The 15239-nt window shown below is 39.5% G+C and carries 14 protein-coding genes and 3 tRNA genes; 14 read left to right on the plus strand and 3 right to left on the minus strand.

Annotated elements, in window-relative coordinates:
- Positions 1–150 precede the first annotated feature (150 nt).
- Positions 151–1404 carry a BamA/TamA family outer membrane protein gene (locus ACTJKG_RS27455; RefSeq protein ID WP_440740995.1) on the minus strand — a complete coding sequence of 418 codons (1254 nt, stop codon included), beginning with the start codon at positions 1402–1404 and terminating at the stop codon, positions 151–153.
- 507 nt (positions 1405–1911) lie between these two features.
- Between ACTJKG_RS27455 and ACTJKG_RS27460 the strand changes: the two genes are divergently transcribed.
- From ACTJKG_RS27460 to ACTJKG_RS27505, 10 genes are all read left to right on the plus strand, one after another.
- Positions 1912–2373, plus strand: a complete 462-nt coding sequence (locus tag ACTJKG_RS27460; RefSeq protein WP_440740996.1) for a terminase small subunit — start codon at positions 1912–1914, stop codon at positions 2371–2373.
- Between the two features lie 313 nt (positions 2374–2686).
- Positions 2687–3253 (plus strand): phage terminase large subunit, encoded by a 567-nt coding sequence (locus tag ACTJKG_RS27465; protein ID WP_440740997.1) that lies wholly within the window; start codon positions 2687–2689, stop codon positions 3251–3253.
- Positions 3190–3792 (plus strand): hypothetical protein, encoded by a 603-nt coding sequence (locus tag ACTJKG_RS27470; RefSeq protein ID WP_440740998.1) that lies wholly within the window; start codon positions 3190–3192, stop codon positions 3790–3792. The genes ACTJKG_RS27465 and ACTJKG_RS27470 overlap by 64 nt, the downstream gene beginning before the upstream one ends.
- Positions 3793–3884: 92 nt before the next feature.
- The gene (locus tag ACTJKG_RS27475; protein WP_440740999.1) at positions 3885–4499 is read left to right on the plus strand and encodes a DUF6712 family protein; all 615 of its coding nucleotides are present in this window, start codon (positions 3885–3887) and stop codon (positions 4497–4499) included.
- On the plus strand, positions 4499–7378 hold the full coding sequence (locus ACTJKG_RS27480; RefSeq protein WP_440741000.1) for a hypothetical protein: 2880 nt from the start codon (positions 4499–4501) through the stop codon (positions 7376–7378). The genes ACTJKG_RS27475 and ACTJKG_RS27480 overlap by 1 nt, the downstream gene beginning before the upstream one ends.
- A 74-nt stretch (positions 7379–7452) precedes the next feature.
- Positions 7453–8538 (plus strand): acyltransferase family protein, encoded by a 1086-nt coding sequence (locus tag ACTJKG_RS27485; protein ID WP_440741001.1) that lies wholly within the window; start codon positions 7453–7455, stop codon positions 8536–8538.
- Positions 8539–8872: 334 nt separating this feature from the next.
- Positions 8873–9100, plus strand: a complete 228-nt coding sequence (locus tag ACTJKG_RS27490; RefSeq protein ID WP_172336600.1) for a hypothetical protein — start codon at positions 8873–8875, stop codon at positions 9098–9100.
- On the plus strand, positions 9097–9564 hold the full coding sequence (locus ACTJKG_RS27495) for a lysozyme (protein WP_216650626.1): 468 nt from the start codon (positions 9097–9099) through the stop codon (positions 9562–9564). Before ACTJKG_RS27490 ends, ACTJKG_RS27495 begins: the two co-directional genes overlap by 4 nt.
- Positions 9561–9812: a hypothetical protein gene (locus ACTJKG_RS27500; RefSeq protein WP_172336599.1), complete on the plus strand. Its 252-nt coding sequence runs from the start codon at positions 9561–9563 to the stop codon at positions 9810–9812. The genes ACTJKG_RS27495 and ACTJKG_RS27500 overlap by 4 nt, the downstream gene beginning before the upstream one ends.
- Positions 9809–10264, plus strand: coding sequence for a hypothetical protein (locus ACTJKG_RS27505; protein WP_440741002.1), 456 nt, complete (start codon positions 9809–9811; stop codon positions 10262–10264). The genes ACTJKG_RS27500 and ACTJKG_RS27505 overlap by 4 nt, the downstream gene beginning before the upstream one ends.
- Before the next feature lie 21 nt (positions 10265–10285).
- Here ACTJKG_RS27505 and ACTJKG_RS27510 read toward each other — a convergent pair.
- Both ACTJKG_RS27510 and ACTJKG_RS27515 read right to left on the minus strand, forming a co-directional pair.
- Positions 10286–10369 (minus strand) — tRNA-Leu (locus ACTJKG_RS27510).
- 61 nt (positions 10370–10430) lie between these two features.
- Positions 10431–10514, minus strand: a tRNA-Leu gene (locus ACTJKG_RS27515).
- A gap of 169 nt (positions 10515–10683) precedes the next feature.
- Here ACTJKG_RS27515 and ACTJKG_RS27520 point away from each other — a divergent pair.
- The 4 genes from ACTJKG_RS27520 to ACTJKG_RS27535 all read left to right on the plus strand — a co-directional run bounded on the left by ACTJKG_RS27520 (position 10684) and on the right by ACTJKG_RS27535 (position 15212).
- Complete coding sequence (locus ACTJKG_RS27520) at positions 10684–11700, plus strand: WD40/YVTN/BNR-like repeat-containing protein (RefSeq protein ID WP_440741003.1); 1017 nt, start codon at positions 10684–10686, stop codon at positions 11698–11700.
- A 133-nt stretch (positions 11701–11833) separates the two neighbouring features.
- Positions 11834–11906 (plus strand) — tRNA-Lys (locus ACTJKG_RS27525).
- Positions 11907–12221: 315 nt separating this feature from the next.
- Positions 12222–13472: a tyrosine-type recombinase/integrase gene (locus ACTJKG_RS27530; protein WP_440741004.1), complete on the plus strand. Its 1251-nt coding sequence runs from the start codon at positions 12222–12224 to the stop codon at positions 13470–13472.
- Between the two features lie 201 nt (positions 13473–13673).
- Positions 13674–15212, plus strand: coding sequence for a hypothetical protein (locus ACTJKG_RS27535; RefSeq protein WP_440741005.1), 1539 nt, complete (start codon positions 13674–13676; stop codon positions 15210–15212).
- The last annotated feature ends 27 nt before the right edge of the window (positions 15213–15239 follow it).

Below are 15239 nucleotides of genomic sequence, written 5' to 3' on the forward strand. Positions count from 1 at the left end.
AATTTAATGATAAATAGTTTTAATTTTATCAATTTGACGACTTTAAGTGAAAATTTAACATTTTTTTACATTTAATCGCCATTATTATTAACCTCGCAAAAAATATGATATTAGTGCATCTATAAAAAAGATAATTATAAAATAATATCTTTAAAATACTTCGCCAACATTAATGAACAAGCCCCTGGATCCTTCGCGACCGAAGCCATAATCGATGGCGATGTTGGTTTTGGATACTTTATTGAGTTTGATGCGCAAACCAGGGCCAAAACCAGGCTGTATACTTTGCAATCCGGAGCCGGGAGCTGCCGAGAATGACTGCGCGTTCACAAAGGCCACTCCTCCCAATAATCCGTTACGGGTGATCTTAAACCTATACTCGCTCTCCAGGTAAACCATCTGCGCTCCCCTGAATCGCCCCTGGATATAGCCACGGCCGGTAGTGTTGTTGGGATCATAACCTGTTGCCGGCAGATCGAGATAAGCTGGACGCCCATTGATCACCAGCCAATCGTACGACCAAAAAGCCAATACGTTATCAGACTCTGCCGGGAGTTTGTAATACTTGCGTACATCGATAATTAAGGAGCGCCACGGACTTGTACTGCCCAGGAACGAATAGTTATCGCGGTATTGCATCGAGGCGTAAAACCCGCGGGAAGGATTTATGGGGTTATCGCGGCTATCAAACAGGGCATTAAAGGTGATACCTGTCGAAATAGAACGGTTAATGGGCCCGTATCGCCTGTAATCCGAAACCTCGCCGTTAAATTGTCCCCGCTCAGACATGTTCCACCGATCATCAAAAATATAACCCAGGCCTGCGTAAAAATTACCGGAAACCTGCTTCAGCACGGTTTCGGCGAAGCGAAAAAACGAATAATCAAGCGGATTTTCATCGGCCAGATTAGAGTGGCTCCCCAGGCCGTAAGTACTCTGCGGATATTTGTAAAATCTAAGCTCGCCAATAAAGTCAAAATTATTGTCCTTAGTCCAGATGTTTGATAGTAAAGGTATCATTACCTGCTTTTTTTGCGTGTAAGCCGGATTGATGGTAATGGTAGATATACGCGTATTTGGAGCTGTGCGAAAAATAACATTGCCGGATAAAGTACCCGCCAGGTTGGTTTGCAGGGTATACCCTATTGCCGGTACAATGGAGAACACGGGTTTGGTGGTAACAGAGTCGGCCTTAGTTTGCTTGTAGTTTTTATCAAATAAAGATTTAATAACATCAAAAATATCTTTATCAAAGGTAGTATCGGGATGAACAACCATTAAGGTATCCTTATACTTGGGATGCCCCAACGGGATATATCTTTTATCCTGTGCATGTGCTTTTTCATTACCGAAAAAGAAAACTGCTAAAGTAAAAGTAAGAACAAGTATTTTTTGTATACGCATTATGATAGTACCAGGGGTAGATAAATGGTTATCAGGTGCAAAAGTAAAAATAATAAGCCGAAACCTGGTTTAATAAACTAATGTGACCGGCATCAAACAAAGCTCCTGGCTAAATTTTATTTTCACAATCCCTATTTACCTTCGTTAAGACTTATAAACACCTATATAGTTACAAAAGTTTTGTTTCGCCCCTGATAACAGCAATCGTTTCTGATTAACAACCAATCACTTATACTAAAATACCAAAATAATTAGCATTTTACATTTTTATTTCCGATATTTGCTATTGATTATTCCATTCGGAATTTAATTCATATTTTTTTCGAGCAAGGATTTAGGAAACAAGGAGCAAAGATATTGCTATGTAAATTGAAGATTTTCATCGGCCCTAATTTTACTGACCTTGTCCCTTGTTCTCAAAATCTTTGCTCCAAAAGTCCTAGCTCCAAAAATCTTTGTTCCAGGAGTCCTTACTCCAAAAATCTTTGTTCACTAATTCATTAACCTATGAAAATACATGCCTATTATTCAAAATCAGCGGCGATATTAGCCCACCGTATCGATAAGTACTTTAAGTACATTGATGGTACATTCCATATGGAACAAAAAACAACCAGCGGAAAAGATCCGGCCCTAACCACACAAAAGGTGTGGGATCGTGAGCCCGAAACTGCCACCATAGCTGGTATGGCCCTTTTCCTGGGCTTTAGCAGCAAGCAGCAGTTTGAAGCTTATGAAGTTAGCGGCAAACATGCAGATGTATTAAAACGCGGGCGCCTACGCCTGGAAGCCGCCTATGAGTCGCGTTTATATCAAACACCTACGGGTGTTATATTTGCCCTTAAAACATTGGGCTGGAATGATAAACCAGAAATACAAAAGCCCTCCAAAACCGGCAAAACACTCCAGGTAGAAATCCGGAACACCGGCCTCATACCCGCTGGCAGCGAAAAGGAAGTGATGCTTTGATTTCGGATTTGGGAATTGAGATTTCGGATTCTGTCTGAACCGTGATTTCCCTGATTATGGGATTAAAGGATTTTACCGTCAAACAGAAATCGTGGTCACCATACAATCCTAAGAACGGCGAAGCCCTCTTGAGTACAGTTAAAAAACAATAATCGAAAAATCATGGTTCAGAAAAAATCTCAAAATACATTTTGAATTAACTAATTTTTTTAGTATTTTTGAATTCATTTATGCCAACTGGCATTTTAAACACATTAAACATAACGCTTTCCTGCGCCATGTTTACAAGATCACTTTCTTAAATCTATACATCATGATGAATGATATCAATGCGCCTCCGTTTAGCGGCCTGGGAGGATCGGTACTTTTTGGGCAAAATTATTTCTCCCGCGCTCAGATAGTTGTAAATCAAGGGGGCACCAGTTCGGGCAAAACCTATGCTATTGAACAAGTGCTCTTTTGCCTGGCCTGCCAAACTGCTAAATTGGTAATAACCGTAGTGGCCCAGGATGTGCCCAACCTCAAAGCCGGTGCCCTGCGCGATGCTTTAAACATCTACCAGCAATCAGAAGCTTTACAAAACGCGATGAAAAATTTTAATAAAACCGACAGGGTATTTGAGTTTACTAATGGCAGCATTATCGAGTTCAAAAGCTACGATAATGCGCAGGACGCGAAATCCGGGAAGCGCGACTATCTGTTTGTTAATGAAGCCAATGGCATAAGCTGGGATATTTACCATGAGCTGGCTTTGCGCACCAGGCAACGTACAATCGCGAAGTTACTACGGGCTTTCTACCATCGACTATGCTATTTATGCAAGCTCGACGGGAAGAAGCCGATAATAGTCGCCCTGGAGCCGACGAATATGGCGGACTAAACACACCATCGCAACTGGAAAAAGACCTCGGTGCTTTCCAGGGAACAAAAAGTGCTCAGAAAATAATTGTTATTGAGTACGAGGATGAAAACACAAAACCGGAGTTTAAAGCCTACCCTATCCAGAATAATGACAAACTGTTTGAAACTACAGAACGGTCGGTTGAGGCGCGTATCATTAAAGGTTTTTCTGTACCCAAAGAGCTCATCAACTCTGAGAAATCATCAGGACTGAGCAACGGCAGCGAGAAAAAAGAGGCTATTATTGAATTTAATGACAATACCTCAACCGACAGACTGGAACTTTCCGAAACCTTTGCCGAGCTATTCAGTCACTTTCATATCAATATTAACCCGGCCGATAACTGGAACATCATACCTGTACCAACTTTAATTGCCGATGACAATATTGGTGTTAAAGCAGGAAGCAGTATCAATGATCTGTTGTTATCAAATATCCCATCTAAAAACAAAATAGCAACCCTGGTACATGCATTTGGCTTTAAACAGGCAGAAGCCGAAGCCATGTGTCTCTCTTAAATGTTCATTGGTTTATTAGGCATTCTCAATGACCATAACAAACCATTCAACAATGAACCAGTGAGCCAATGAACCAATAAACTAACAAACCGATGATCTATCTTATCAACAAAACCACTTTTCAGCAATACGAGGATATTACTGTAAATATAAAACCCGAGCGTCTCAATGTGTTCATCAAAAAGGCTCAGGACCTGGATTTGAAACCCTTCCTGGGGCATGCGTTCTATTATGATTTCCTAACTTATTTCGATGCCGATGGCAGTTTGAAAGATGAAACACCGCAGCAATATAAAGATCTGCTGAATGGCGCGGAATATCTTGATCAATATGGGCATATTGTATTTTACGAGGGATTGATCCCGACACTTGTTTATTTCACCTTTGCACGCTTCATTGAAAACGATGCTATACACTATACACCTACCGGGCCAGTGATCAAGCACCATGAAAACGGCGATCCCCTTTCGGCATCCGCCATTGTAAAACTGGTACAGCAGCAACGCAGCACAGCCAATGCTCATGCCAATGAGGTGGAGAAGTTTTTGTGGGAGAACAAAGAGAACTTCCCGCTTTGGCGATATAATGAAAAGAATAACAGTGCCAGGCAAGCCGGCCCACGCATCAGAGGGATCGATAAAACAGATTTTAACTACCCCGGCACGTACAACAACTATAAGTTATCTATAACCGAATTTTTAAACTGATGGCAAGCGATAAAAAAATAAGCGATTTACCAGTAGCGTCGACCATTAGCGCGAACGACAATTCAATCTTGATAAAAAACGACACCGATTATCAATTCGCGTTTGAAACACTGTTGCAATTTATCAGTTCGGAATTAGCTGTTGGTGCTAACATTACTTTTGGCGTTACGCTTCCTCCCAATAATACGGGTAAAAATGGTGATATGTTTATCAATACCAACAACGGATCCTTTGCACAAAAGCTCGCTAACATCTGGACAGTTGTATACACTTTACCGCAGGGGAATAATACTACAGATGGAACTGTTTTATACGGAAACAGCAATCCCGGATCTTCCACTGGCAGCAATAATGATACGTATATCAATACAACAACCGGCATTTTCTTTAAAAAATCGGCAGGGGTATGGAGCCAGGTATTTTCGATGCAAACTGGTCCGGCTGGGCCGCGGGGTAATAGTGTACTTAACGGCTCGGTGGACCCTACGGCCGCCATCGGCCAAAACGGCGATTTTTACTATAATACCGCAACGCAGTATATATTTGGCCCAAAAACAACCAATGCGTGGCCAACCGGTGTCCGCCTGAAAGGTGCGAACGGTAATACGGTATTACACGGCTCAACAAATCCATCAAATCTTACCGATGGCATTGATGGTGATTTTTATATCAACACCACTACATACAACCTATCCGGCCCCAAGCAAGGAGGCATATGGCCCGCACCAATCGCCCTGGTATATGATCCGGGTTACATCCCCGAAAACCCTGCAAATAAAAATCAGCCAAATGGCTATGTGGGGTTAGACAGTTCCGGGAAAGTTACCTCATCTCAACTACCCAGTTATATAGATGATGTGTTGGAATTTACCAGCTATGCAGCATTACCATTAACCGGCGAAACCGGCAAAATTTACGTCACTCTGGATACCAATTTTGAATATCGTTGGAGCGGATCTACTTATATCCAGCTCGTAGCATCACCAGGCAGCACGGATAACGTACCCGAAGGTGCAACGAATAAATATTTTACGGCGGCCAGGGCCATTGCAGCCGCATTAACAGGTCTGGGTGTTGGCGATTCCAGTGCCGTAACCGCAGCCGACAGCATTGTAAGCGGCATAGGTAAACTACAGGCACAGATCAATGCGTTGCCATCCGGCGGTAGTGATTACACCCTACCGGTGGCTACTCCATCCGTATTGGGGGGTGTAAAACAAGGTTCGGGTGTATTAATTCACCCCGATGGTAAAATTGATGCCGATGTAAAGGAGACTGTTTTTAGACAGACGGGGTCGATACCTGTACATAATGTAAAACATTATTTAAATTTTGGTGATAGTATTGCAGATGCATTTGGAGTTCCGGAGGTTGGCTTTCCGTATGTTAAGCAAATTTCCGGCCTTTTAAGGGATGCTGATTTTAATCGTTTAAGCTACAGTGGTACTGGATCACTTCTGGTTGCTACAGCGGCGAATATAAATATTCCTGTTGGTGCTGGAGATCACCTTCTTACGTGTTTAGTCGGGATAAATGATATTAGGAATCATGGGACGGGCCCTAAAACATTATCTAAAATAAGAACTTGTTTGAGTGCATTTGTGGCAAATGCTATGTTATTTAATGATACCTCTATAACAGGTTCGTCACCATACGCAGCTAAAACTGGAATGTGGGATACTATAGATACATCTATTTATGGTGGTAAATCTTCGTATTTCCAGTACAACCCACTTGGCGCAAAATCTAATGTTGCAGGTTCCACTTTGTCAAGTAATTTCCATTCAGGATCAAGTGAATTGGTTATAGGAACATTTACTGACGATGGCCAACCGGCAAATGCATTGGGAGCCTTTGAGGTTCATGTGATAGACAATTTGGGTAATGATGTTTTGGTCACAACCTTTAATCCAACAGGCAAAAATGATGGTTGGGTTGTTGATCCAGATTCAGGAGGATCAAAACAGCAGGGCCGTATGCCAGTAGTATTCAGAGTAAAAGGCTGTGCTCAGTCAACTATAAAGATTGTCACGCTTACTAATAATGATACCATTATAGATTTCATTGGTGTTTTAAATAACCCGAGCTTATGTTCATCTGTAATCATTAGCTTAATACCTTATGTAACTGATTCAATTTTAGCCTCAGGCCCAATCCCTATGACTCTGGCCGATATTGATACGACAAATGCAGTCATTCAAGATGTGGTGAGTGAATGGGCTGGCTATCCGATATGTGCAATAGACCCTAATACAAAATACGATCCATACACAATGTCTGACGATGGGTTACATCCTAACTATATTGGGCATACCGTTTTAGCCGATCTTTTTATTAGTAAGTTTTTAGGCGGAGGAAAGTTGTTTGTTGACCCGCATAAGGATCAAGTCTTTAACAACATAACATTTGGACAGGGGCCCGTAACTAACATAGATGATAATCTGTGGGGTGTTGTTATCGGCCACAATGCCAATCTTAATAGTAAGGGAGCGCCCAATAACGTAATGCTTGGTGGCCATACGGGTTCTACTTGGAGTGCCGGGAATATTGGTGACCAAGTTTGTGTAGGTTCATATGCCGGTAACTCCAACCATAGAGGAGGGATTTATATAGGTTCAGGTGCTGGAAGTAACATTGTTAATGGTTCATATGGTAATATTATCATTGGGGTTAATGCGACACTCCCCCATCCAGATAATGCTAACGTGATACAGATTATATCTGGAGAGCAAAAAAGTCAAATTCTTATAGATGATTTAGGCTTAGCTATAAAAGCGCAAAATGCTCCTTTAGTTGCAGCCGCGGATATTGCATCTACTCATAAGATACCATTTACATATAATGGAGTTTCTGGTTATTTGTTATGGAGTAGTGTTTAAATATTAAAAAATTAGAGTATCCCCAAATACGCAATTCACTATATAATTATATGCTTTTATATATTTGGGGATATATGTTAGAAAAGGACACTAATAAGGATATTTTGATATCTTGCCTAGTACGCGATCAATATTACAACTCTCTTAACGGCTTTAGGGGTATTTCAATTATCCTTGTAGTATGCTATCATTTACATTTATTTACAGGCACTGTTACTAATTACATATTTAATGGCCGATTAGGTGTTGGTATTTTTTTTGTTTTAAGTGGATTTTTAATAACAACTCTTTGTTTAAAAGAACAGGAATTAACAAAAAATCTTTCGCTAAGTAACTTTTACGCTAGGAGAATGTTAAGAATATTTCCGGTGGCTTACTTGTATCTACTAATAATTATAATTCTCAATGAAATTTATAAATTAGGTATTCCACGTTTTCAGTTTGCTGGAGCGACTCTTTATCTAATGGATTTCAGCTATTTTAGAAGCCATTCATTTACCCAAATCCTTTCTCATTACTGGTCACTTGCTGTTGAGGAGCAGTTTTATATTTTATTCCCATTTCTTTTAAAGCTAAACCGCAAACTGTTTTTATATAGCATACTTTTTATTGTATTTGCGTTACCTGTAATTTATACTGTTCAAGAAGCTTTCCCTGTAATTAACTACGGTCCATTATATTATTTTACACATTTCCTTATTAAGTTTCAATGTATAGCAGTAGGCTGTTTATTTGCGTTATTAGCCTTTAGTAAAATTTTTGATGGTGAATGGATTATGAAAACGAAACTCTATGGCAATGGATTAGCTGTATTTTTGATATTCTATCTTAATTTTGATGATTTCTATACCGTTAAAACAACCTATGTAAACCTGATTATATCCATTTTAGTTGGCTATTTAATAATCACAAACCTTATGGTTAAGAATGATTGGATATTCCGTGTTTTGAATACTAAAGCTCTTTCATTCGTAGGCATTTTATCATACAGCATTTACATATGGCATATGTTATTTGCTTCATTTGACCCCAAACTACCCGATGTGTTTTCAAGGATACCCTACAATATTCCAGGGTTAATTATTGTGCCGCTTTTATCCTATTTCCTTTTTGAAAAGTATTTCTTAACTCTTAAAAAGAAATTTAGCAGGATTAAATAAGCAATATAAAAACAACCAGACTTTTTTAATTACATCCACTTTTTACAATATTATCAAAGTGATATTAACTACCTAACTCAGCCTGTAATCAACATCATTATCTCTTTAAATTGATACACTCAAACTAAGAGCCTACCCTCATTTCCTAAGTAAATCCATCAAACTCAATCACCATGAAACGATATATCATTTTTATCGGGGGCCTTGTCGTGCTCTATTCTTGCGTTGGCCGACGGCAGCATAAACTGGAGCATGCGGCTTTGGATAGCGTACGAAAATTCAACGCTGCTGGTGCTATAACTGATAGTATTTACATCACCTTAGAAAATAAACCATGCAAAAAATAACTTCAAACTTTTTAAGTCTAAACACTCAAGATTTTATTAAAGGCCTAATTGTAACCATAATCAGCGCGGTGTTTACGCTTGTTGCGGAATCTGTTCAGCAAGGTCGGTTTACATTTGATTTCACTACCATATGGCATACCGCATTTGCGGCAGGCATTGCTTACCTGGGCAAAAACCTATTCACAACAGCTAAAACCATAACACCGGTATCATGATGAAGATTAGCAAAAATGGCATTGCCCTCATCAAAAGTTTCGAGGGACTGGTACTGCATGCCTACAAAGACATTGCAGAGGTATGGACTATAGGCTATGGTTCCACCAGATATCAGAATGGTGAGCCAATAAAACCGAGCGACAAGCTGAACAGCGAAGAACAAGCTAACCTATTATTACAAAACACGCTTGGTAAATACGAGGCTGCGGTGAACAGCTATGTACTTGTTCCGCTTACACAAAATCAATATGATGCGTTGGTATCTTTTACCTATAACCTGGGTACCAATGCACTGTTACATTCTACCTTATTAAAAAAGCTCAACGAAAAAGATTATGCCTCGGCGGCCGATTGGTTTGCTCCGTGGAACAAAATAACAGATCCCGAAACGGGTAAAAAAATAACAAGTGACACATTAACCAAACGGCGCGCCAGGGAGAGCGCTTTATTTAAACAATCATGACAACTATAGAACATCGCGAAATCAAAGGCATTACCCTTAAAAATATCCTGGTAACTGTACTCAGTACCATCAGTATAGTTATGTCTGTAATGACAACCTATTTTCAATTAAAAAGCGACATTAAAGATGTCCGCTCCATTCAGGAGACGCAAGCACGCGTCAATGAAATAAGATTGAAAATTTTGGAGGGACAGGTAGCCGTATTGCAACAAGACGTAAACAAACTTAAAGAAAGCAGAAAACGATGAGCTTAAACACCTTTTTAAAAAAGATCTGGAATCAGATTGCAAGTCTTTTTGGAGGGCTTCCATCAGAGATCAAAACAGCATTACAAATCGGGATTACGATAACAGAGAATATCAAAAACTTTGTCGATTCTCCTCTTGCGGATATTTTCACTTCCATTATACCAGGAAACATTGATGATGTTATCAAAAACAAACTCAGGACATCTCTCCCTATATTCTTAACCGAATTAAAACTTGTGGAGGGTTCTTTAAATTTAACTCAGCCCGATCTGATCGTAAAAGCCGCGATCTCGGTTATACAAACCATGGATAAAAATATTAAACCGGGCATTCTTCATCAGCTGTCTATACTGGTGGTGCAAATTGCAGCAGATGGTAAACTAAGCTGGAGTGATGGCGTACTTTTATCCCAGTGGTATTATGAACATAAGTTCAAAACAATTGAAGAATAAAATACGGTTAGTGTTTGATTGTGCCCAGAACGAGATTCGAACTCGTACATCCTTACGAATGCCACCCCCTCAAGATGGTGCGTCTACCAATTTCGCCACCTGGGCTTTTCCTTAAAAAAATAGTAGCCTTAAATAATTACTTAAGGCTACTCAATCAAATCAGGCGTGCCCGAAGAGAGACTCGAACTCTCAAGAGACAATTCTCAACGGCTTCTGAGACCGCAACGTTTACCAATTTCGCCATCCGGGCTTATCGCTTTGATGCTTCAGGATTTCATCCGCATCAATTAATTAACAAGCGTGCAAATATAAACGTTTCCATCAAATTGCCATCTAAATAATATAAAAATTGATAAATATTGTCATTTGTAGCCATTTAAATTAATTTCGGATAAAACTGCATTCTTTTATCTGATTTCATGAAAACAAAATATCAACTCATTACCAGCATTTTATTCTCACTTCTATTTATATCATCAATCGCACGATCACAAAGTATTACGCTTTTACAGCAAGATAAACCTACTAGTATTCGGGGGTTATCTGTTGTTAATGATCAAACAGCGTGGATAAGTGGCAGCAAAGGATATATAGCCATAACCAATGATGGAGGCAAAACATGGGACTGGCAGCAGATAAAAGGTTATGAAAAAGCCGAGTTTAGAGATATTGAAGCATTTTCAGACAAAAAAGCGGTGATCATGAGCTCCGGTACACCGTCATTAGTACTAAAAACTACCGACGGCGGTAAAACCTGGCAGGAGAAATATCGAAAAACCGATACCACTTATTTTTTTGACGCCATGGATTTTGCTGATGAACAGCATGGATACATTCTTGGAGATCCCATTAAAGATAAATTTTTGTTAATGGAGACTAACGATGGCGGTGAAACCTGGACTAATATGTCCAACCCTCCCACTGCGTTACCAGGCGAAGCTGCCTTTGCCGCCAGTGGTACCTGTTTCAGGGTATATAACAAAAGCTTATTTATTGTATCTGGAGGGAAAGCCAGCAGAATGATCACCGCTATCAATGGAAAATCTGAATATAACTATGTCGATCTTCCACTCACTCATTCAAAACCCAGTCAAGGAGCATTCTCTTTGGCTATCAAAAAAAACAAGATCATAGTAGTTGGTGGCGATTATGAAAAGGATAAAATAACAGATTCGGTTGCCACCATTTTTACAACTCCCCCGCCTGCGTTCAACGCTCCGGCCCAAGGCCCCGGAGGATTTCAATCAAGCGTAGAATATATTAAAGATGATACATTTCTTTCTACGGGTACCTCCGGAACCAACATAACGTTGGATGATGGTCGCACCTGGAGACAGATAGACAGCACCAGTTTTAACGTTTGCAGCAAAGCGAAGCATGGAAAAATGATTTTATTTGCTGGGAACGGAGGAAAAATAGCAATTTTAAAAATGTAGTTTATTGGCAATGAATGCCTTAAAAAATACTTGCAAATTAATTCAAAAAAAGACTTGCGGCATATATCAAATACTCCTATATTTGCACCACTTTAAACGGAAACGATAACACAATCGAAGAAGTTAAAAGAAAGATTCCGTAGCTCAGCCGGTAGAGCATAACACTTTTAATGTTGGGGTCCTGGGTTCGAGTCCCAGCGGGATCACTGAAAATCACCATAACTCCCTGTAAGTCAAAAACTTACAGGGAGTTTTTTTATTCTGGTAAAACATAGGTAAAACAAATTTTTTACCTATAAATGAGATGCAAAATCTATTTATACTGGGATCGCCCAAAGGATCGTGCGTTTTTCAGGTAAAACATACTGAACAGTCACAAATTGTTCAGTCCCAATTACATTATACAATACCTCTCGCTATTATAAGGCAAAACATATCAATTCGTTTAGGCTGCTCAATCAACCAGCTTTTGGGACGTTATTAAAATTAATATCACATTTTTTTTATTTAACCCAATAGTTATGACTTCTATCAAAGTGTTTCCCAAGCTGAATAAGATTAACAAATACGGACTTGCTCCCGTTTATCTGCGTTTAATTAAGAACCGCCGTGTCAAATATCTGTCAATGGATGTTTATATAGATCCAAAAGACTGGAATGATAAGACCGGCAAAATGAAACAAACTGCCACTAATGCCGAGCAGATCAATAATTTTTTGGCCATAAAAAAATCAGAGGCTGAAATGACCGTACTGGAAATGGAAAGCAAATCGAACTTTGTTAGTGCCCATGACCTCAAAGCGAAAATGGCAGGTGTATGCATCGGAGATTTTTTTGCTTTCTTTCGTAAAAGACTACGCGAACGAAATGACGAACTCAGCATTGGAACTTTAAGGCGCTACAAATGCGTTTTGAATAAATTAAAAAGTTTCTGCGGCAAAGAACAATTATTTTTTGATGAATTGAACGTTACGTTCTTAAGAAACTTTAAAAGCTACTTACAAAATGATGTGAGTAATCATACTAACACTATTCAATCAAACTTGAAAGTGATCAGAACATTAATTTATGACGCTATTGCAGAGGAGTTAATACCTCTCGAAAAAAATCCTTTCAGTAAGATTAAAATCAAATACGAAAAAACATCACGCGAGTTTTTACTGGATCCTGAGCTGGTACTATTAGAAAAGTTAAAATTAAAGGATGATACAACTATTTTCCATCACAGGAATGTGTATATATTCAGTGCTTATTCCGCTGGTATTAGAATATCGGATCTGCTTACTATGCGGTGGAAGAATTTTGACGGGGAACATCTTTTCTTCACCGTCCGAAAAAACAAAGAAGAGATCAGCATCAAACTTCCCAATAAGTCTTTGGAAATTTTAGATTATTACAGGTCTTTGGCCGAATTGAAAAGTGGCAAATCTTATATAGAACCTGAGAATTATATTTTCCCATTATTGAAAATTTCTCCTAAAGAAACTGACAGGCTGGCTATTCACAATGGGATTTCAAGTGCTACCGCCCATGCAAACAAAAGTTTAAGATCCCTCGCAAAAAAGGCAAAAATTCATAAAAATATATCCTTTCATACAGCAAGACACAGCTGGGCGGTAAGGGCTTTACAAAAAGGTATGCGAATCGAGTATGTTTCCAAATTAATGGGCCATGCATCCGTGACGCATACCGAAGTTTATGCGAAAATTTTAAATCAAGATCTCGACAAGGCAATGGAAGTATTTAATAATCCGACTGAAGCGTCAGCCTGAAAATATGAAGAAAGCAAGCCTTGCGAAGCACCTGTCCGACTGTCAATATAAGCGACTAGCTAAGGTGTGAAGTAATAAATTTGAGCGACTCCAAACATTAAACTCCTGTTTGTTGAGGGAAAAGCTTTTGTAGAAATTGATTTGTTACAAATGTAAAGGTCCACCAACAAATTGATACCTTTATTATTCTTGAACGTTATCATGGACACCAATAAAATAGATCAATTACAACTGGTTCTTGGAGAAGTTAAACGCTTGGCAACTTTGCCTTCAGTTGCATTGGATCAATTAAAAACAGCCTGCCATTTACCCACAAATAACATAGTTCAACAGTTTGTGAATGCTCCGAAAGTTTATGAACTGCTAAAGGGCTATGCCACTCCTGGTAATCTATTGAATGATGACGACCTAACAGTTTCCATACAACTATTCCGCCTGCTGCTGATCCATTTTAGTTTAGCTGAAACAGAGGTAGCATATGGCACTGTTGCCGAACTTAGAAGTTATGTCCAGCAGAATATTTTTTTAAAACCCTATTTCAATATCCGGGAAGATCTTGCTTTGTTTATCATTTATCTTGAAGGAGTGCAAAAATCCAGTTGGGAACATTTCGCCTCCCATTCAGAAGGCTTACAATCAGAAATACCCGTTTTGAACGCGAGCCTTCCATTTTGCAAGGTTGATCTTTATACACTCCTTTCACTGATAAGCAAAATCAAGGAGCAGTACCCTGTCAGCGCAAGCTATCGAATATTGATTGCGAATTCCTTGTTAAATATGAAAGGTGACGAATCTTTACGAAAAGCCGTTTTGACATCTATCGACACTTTTTTTACAAAGCCGGAGTGGCTGGAAGTCTTTCCCTATTTTTTACGAGGTGCCATTAATAACGAACTGGAATTGTTTCAGGAACAATTTCAAATAATAGTAACGTATGAAAAAAATCATCCGCTTGCTGAATGCCTTTACGCGCTTGCTGTTGCCTGCCCGGAGGATGAAGCCGCACTCGATTTTTGCTACAACAACATTAAAACGAAATTTGACGAAAAAGCAATGACCGCTGCTGATTATTTAAAGACGATCATCGCAAGAAACTGGATCAATGCCGAAACCATTGCCTATCTTTCAATGCTTTCAACAACTTCCCGGGACAAACAAGAGCTTGTATTTCTTTCTGATATCCTGATCAACAACCAGGAACTTCATTACCAGAAGGAATGGTATAGGAAAATCATTCAAAACATCATACCCGCGCCCTACCCTGAACTGGTCGCCAACTTCAATCATTTGCTGACGACTTATGTCGATAAAGACCCAAAGTTCGTTTACCGCTTGTTGAAATTACACTTCATCGTAAATGGTGCCAATAACTTTTTGGGCGATCCCTGGAACACGCTGCCGGACGCAGATCTGACATTGTTTGAGGAAAGCCTGTTGGATTGGTTTTTCACCGGCAACCAGCACATTCACCTGGCCTTACATCACTTAACGAATAATGCACCAATCGATTCCAACAAATACAAGCTTTCGCAGGCCGGACTTTCGTTTTTATCCAGCACCGACAAATACTATATCGCCTGTAAGATCACCGGCTATGTTTATGATAAGTTTGTATTAAGGGAATTATTATTTTCTTTGACGGCCTGTGTGGATAAAACACATGAAAATGACCCTATCCGGCCAGATCAAAAAGGCCCCCTTCGCCAGTTGAAAGTGACCACGTTCGCCAAAGCAAAGTGACCCCTCTTCGCCACGTGAAAGTGACCC

This window comes from Mucilaginibacter sp. 22184 (genome assembly GCF_052045695.1).
GTDB lineage: Bacteria > Bacteroidota > Bacteroidia > Sphingobacteriales > Sphingobacteriaceae > Mucilaginibacter.

Coding starts and splice junctions, on each gene's coding strand:
- ACTJKG_RS27505 (WP_440741002.1), top strand. CDS start 9,809: ATGAGCTTAAACACCTTTTTAAAAAAGATCTGGAATCAGATTGCAAGT.
- ACTJKG_RS27465 (WP_440740997.1), top strand. CDS start 2,687: ATGATGAATGATATCAATGCGCCTCCGTTTAGCGGCCTGGGAGGATCG.
- ACTJKG_RS27460 (WP_440740996.1), top strand. CDS start 1,912: ATGAAAATACATGCCTATTATTCAAAATCAGCGGCGATATTAGCCCAC.
- ACTJKG_RS27475 (WP_440740999.1), top strand. CDS start 3,885: ATGATCTATCTTATCAACAAAACCACTTTTCAGCAATACGAGGATATT.
- ACTJKG_RS27530 (WP_440741004.1), top strand. CDS start 12,222: ATGACTTCTATCAAAGTGTTTCCCAAGCTGAATAAGATTAACAAATAC.
- ACTJKG_RS27535 (WP_440741005.1), top strand. CDS start 13,674: ATGGACACCAATAAAATAGATCAATTACAACTGGTTCTTGGAGAAGTT.
- ACTJKG_RS27490 (WP_172336600.1), top strand. CDS start 8,873: ATGCAAAAAATAACTTCAAACTTTTTAAGTCTAAACACTCAAGATTTT.
- ACTJKG_RS27455 (WP_440740995.1), bottom strand. CDS start 1,404: ATGCGTATACAAAAAATACTTGTTCTTACTTTTACTTTAGCAGTTTTC.
- ACTJKG_RS27520 (WP_440741003.1), top strand. CDS start 10,684: ATGAAAACAAAATATCAACTCATTACCAGCATTTTATTCTCACTTCTA.
- ACTJKG_RS27480 (WP_440741000.1), top strand. CDS start 4,499: ATGGCAAGCGATAAAAAAATAAGCGATTTACCAGTAGCGTCGACCATT.
- ACTJKG_RS27485 (WP_440741001.1), top strand. CDS start 7,453: ATGTTAGAAAAGGACACTAATAAGGATATTTTGATATCTTGCCTAGTA.
- ACTJKG_RS27500 (WP_172336599.1), top strand. CDS start 9,561: ATGACAACTATAGAACATCGCGAAATCAAAGGCATTACCCTTAAAAAT.
- ACTJKG_RS27495 (WP_216650626.1), top strand. CDS start 9,097: ATGATGAAGATTAGCAAAAATGGCATTGCCCTCATCAAAAGTTTCGAG.
- ACTJKG_RS27470 (WP_440740998.1), top strand. CDS start 3,190: ATGCAAGCTCGACGGGAAGAAGCCGATAATAGTCGCCCTGGAGCCGAC.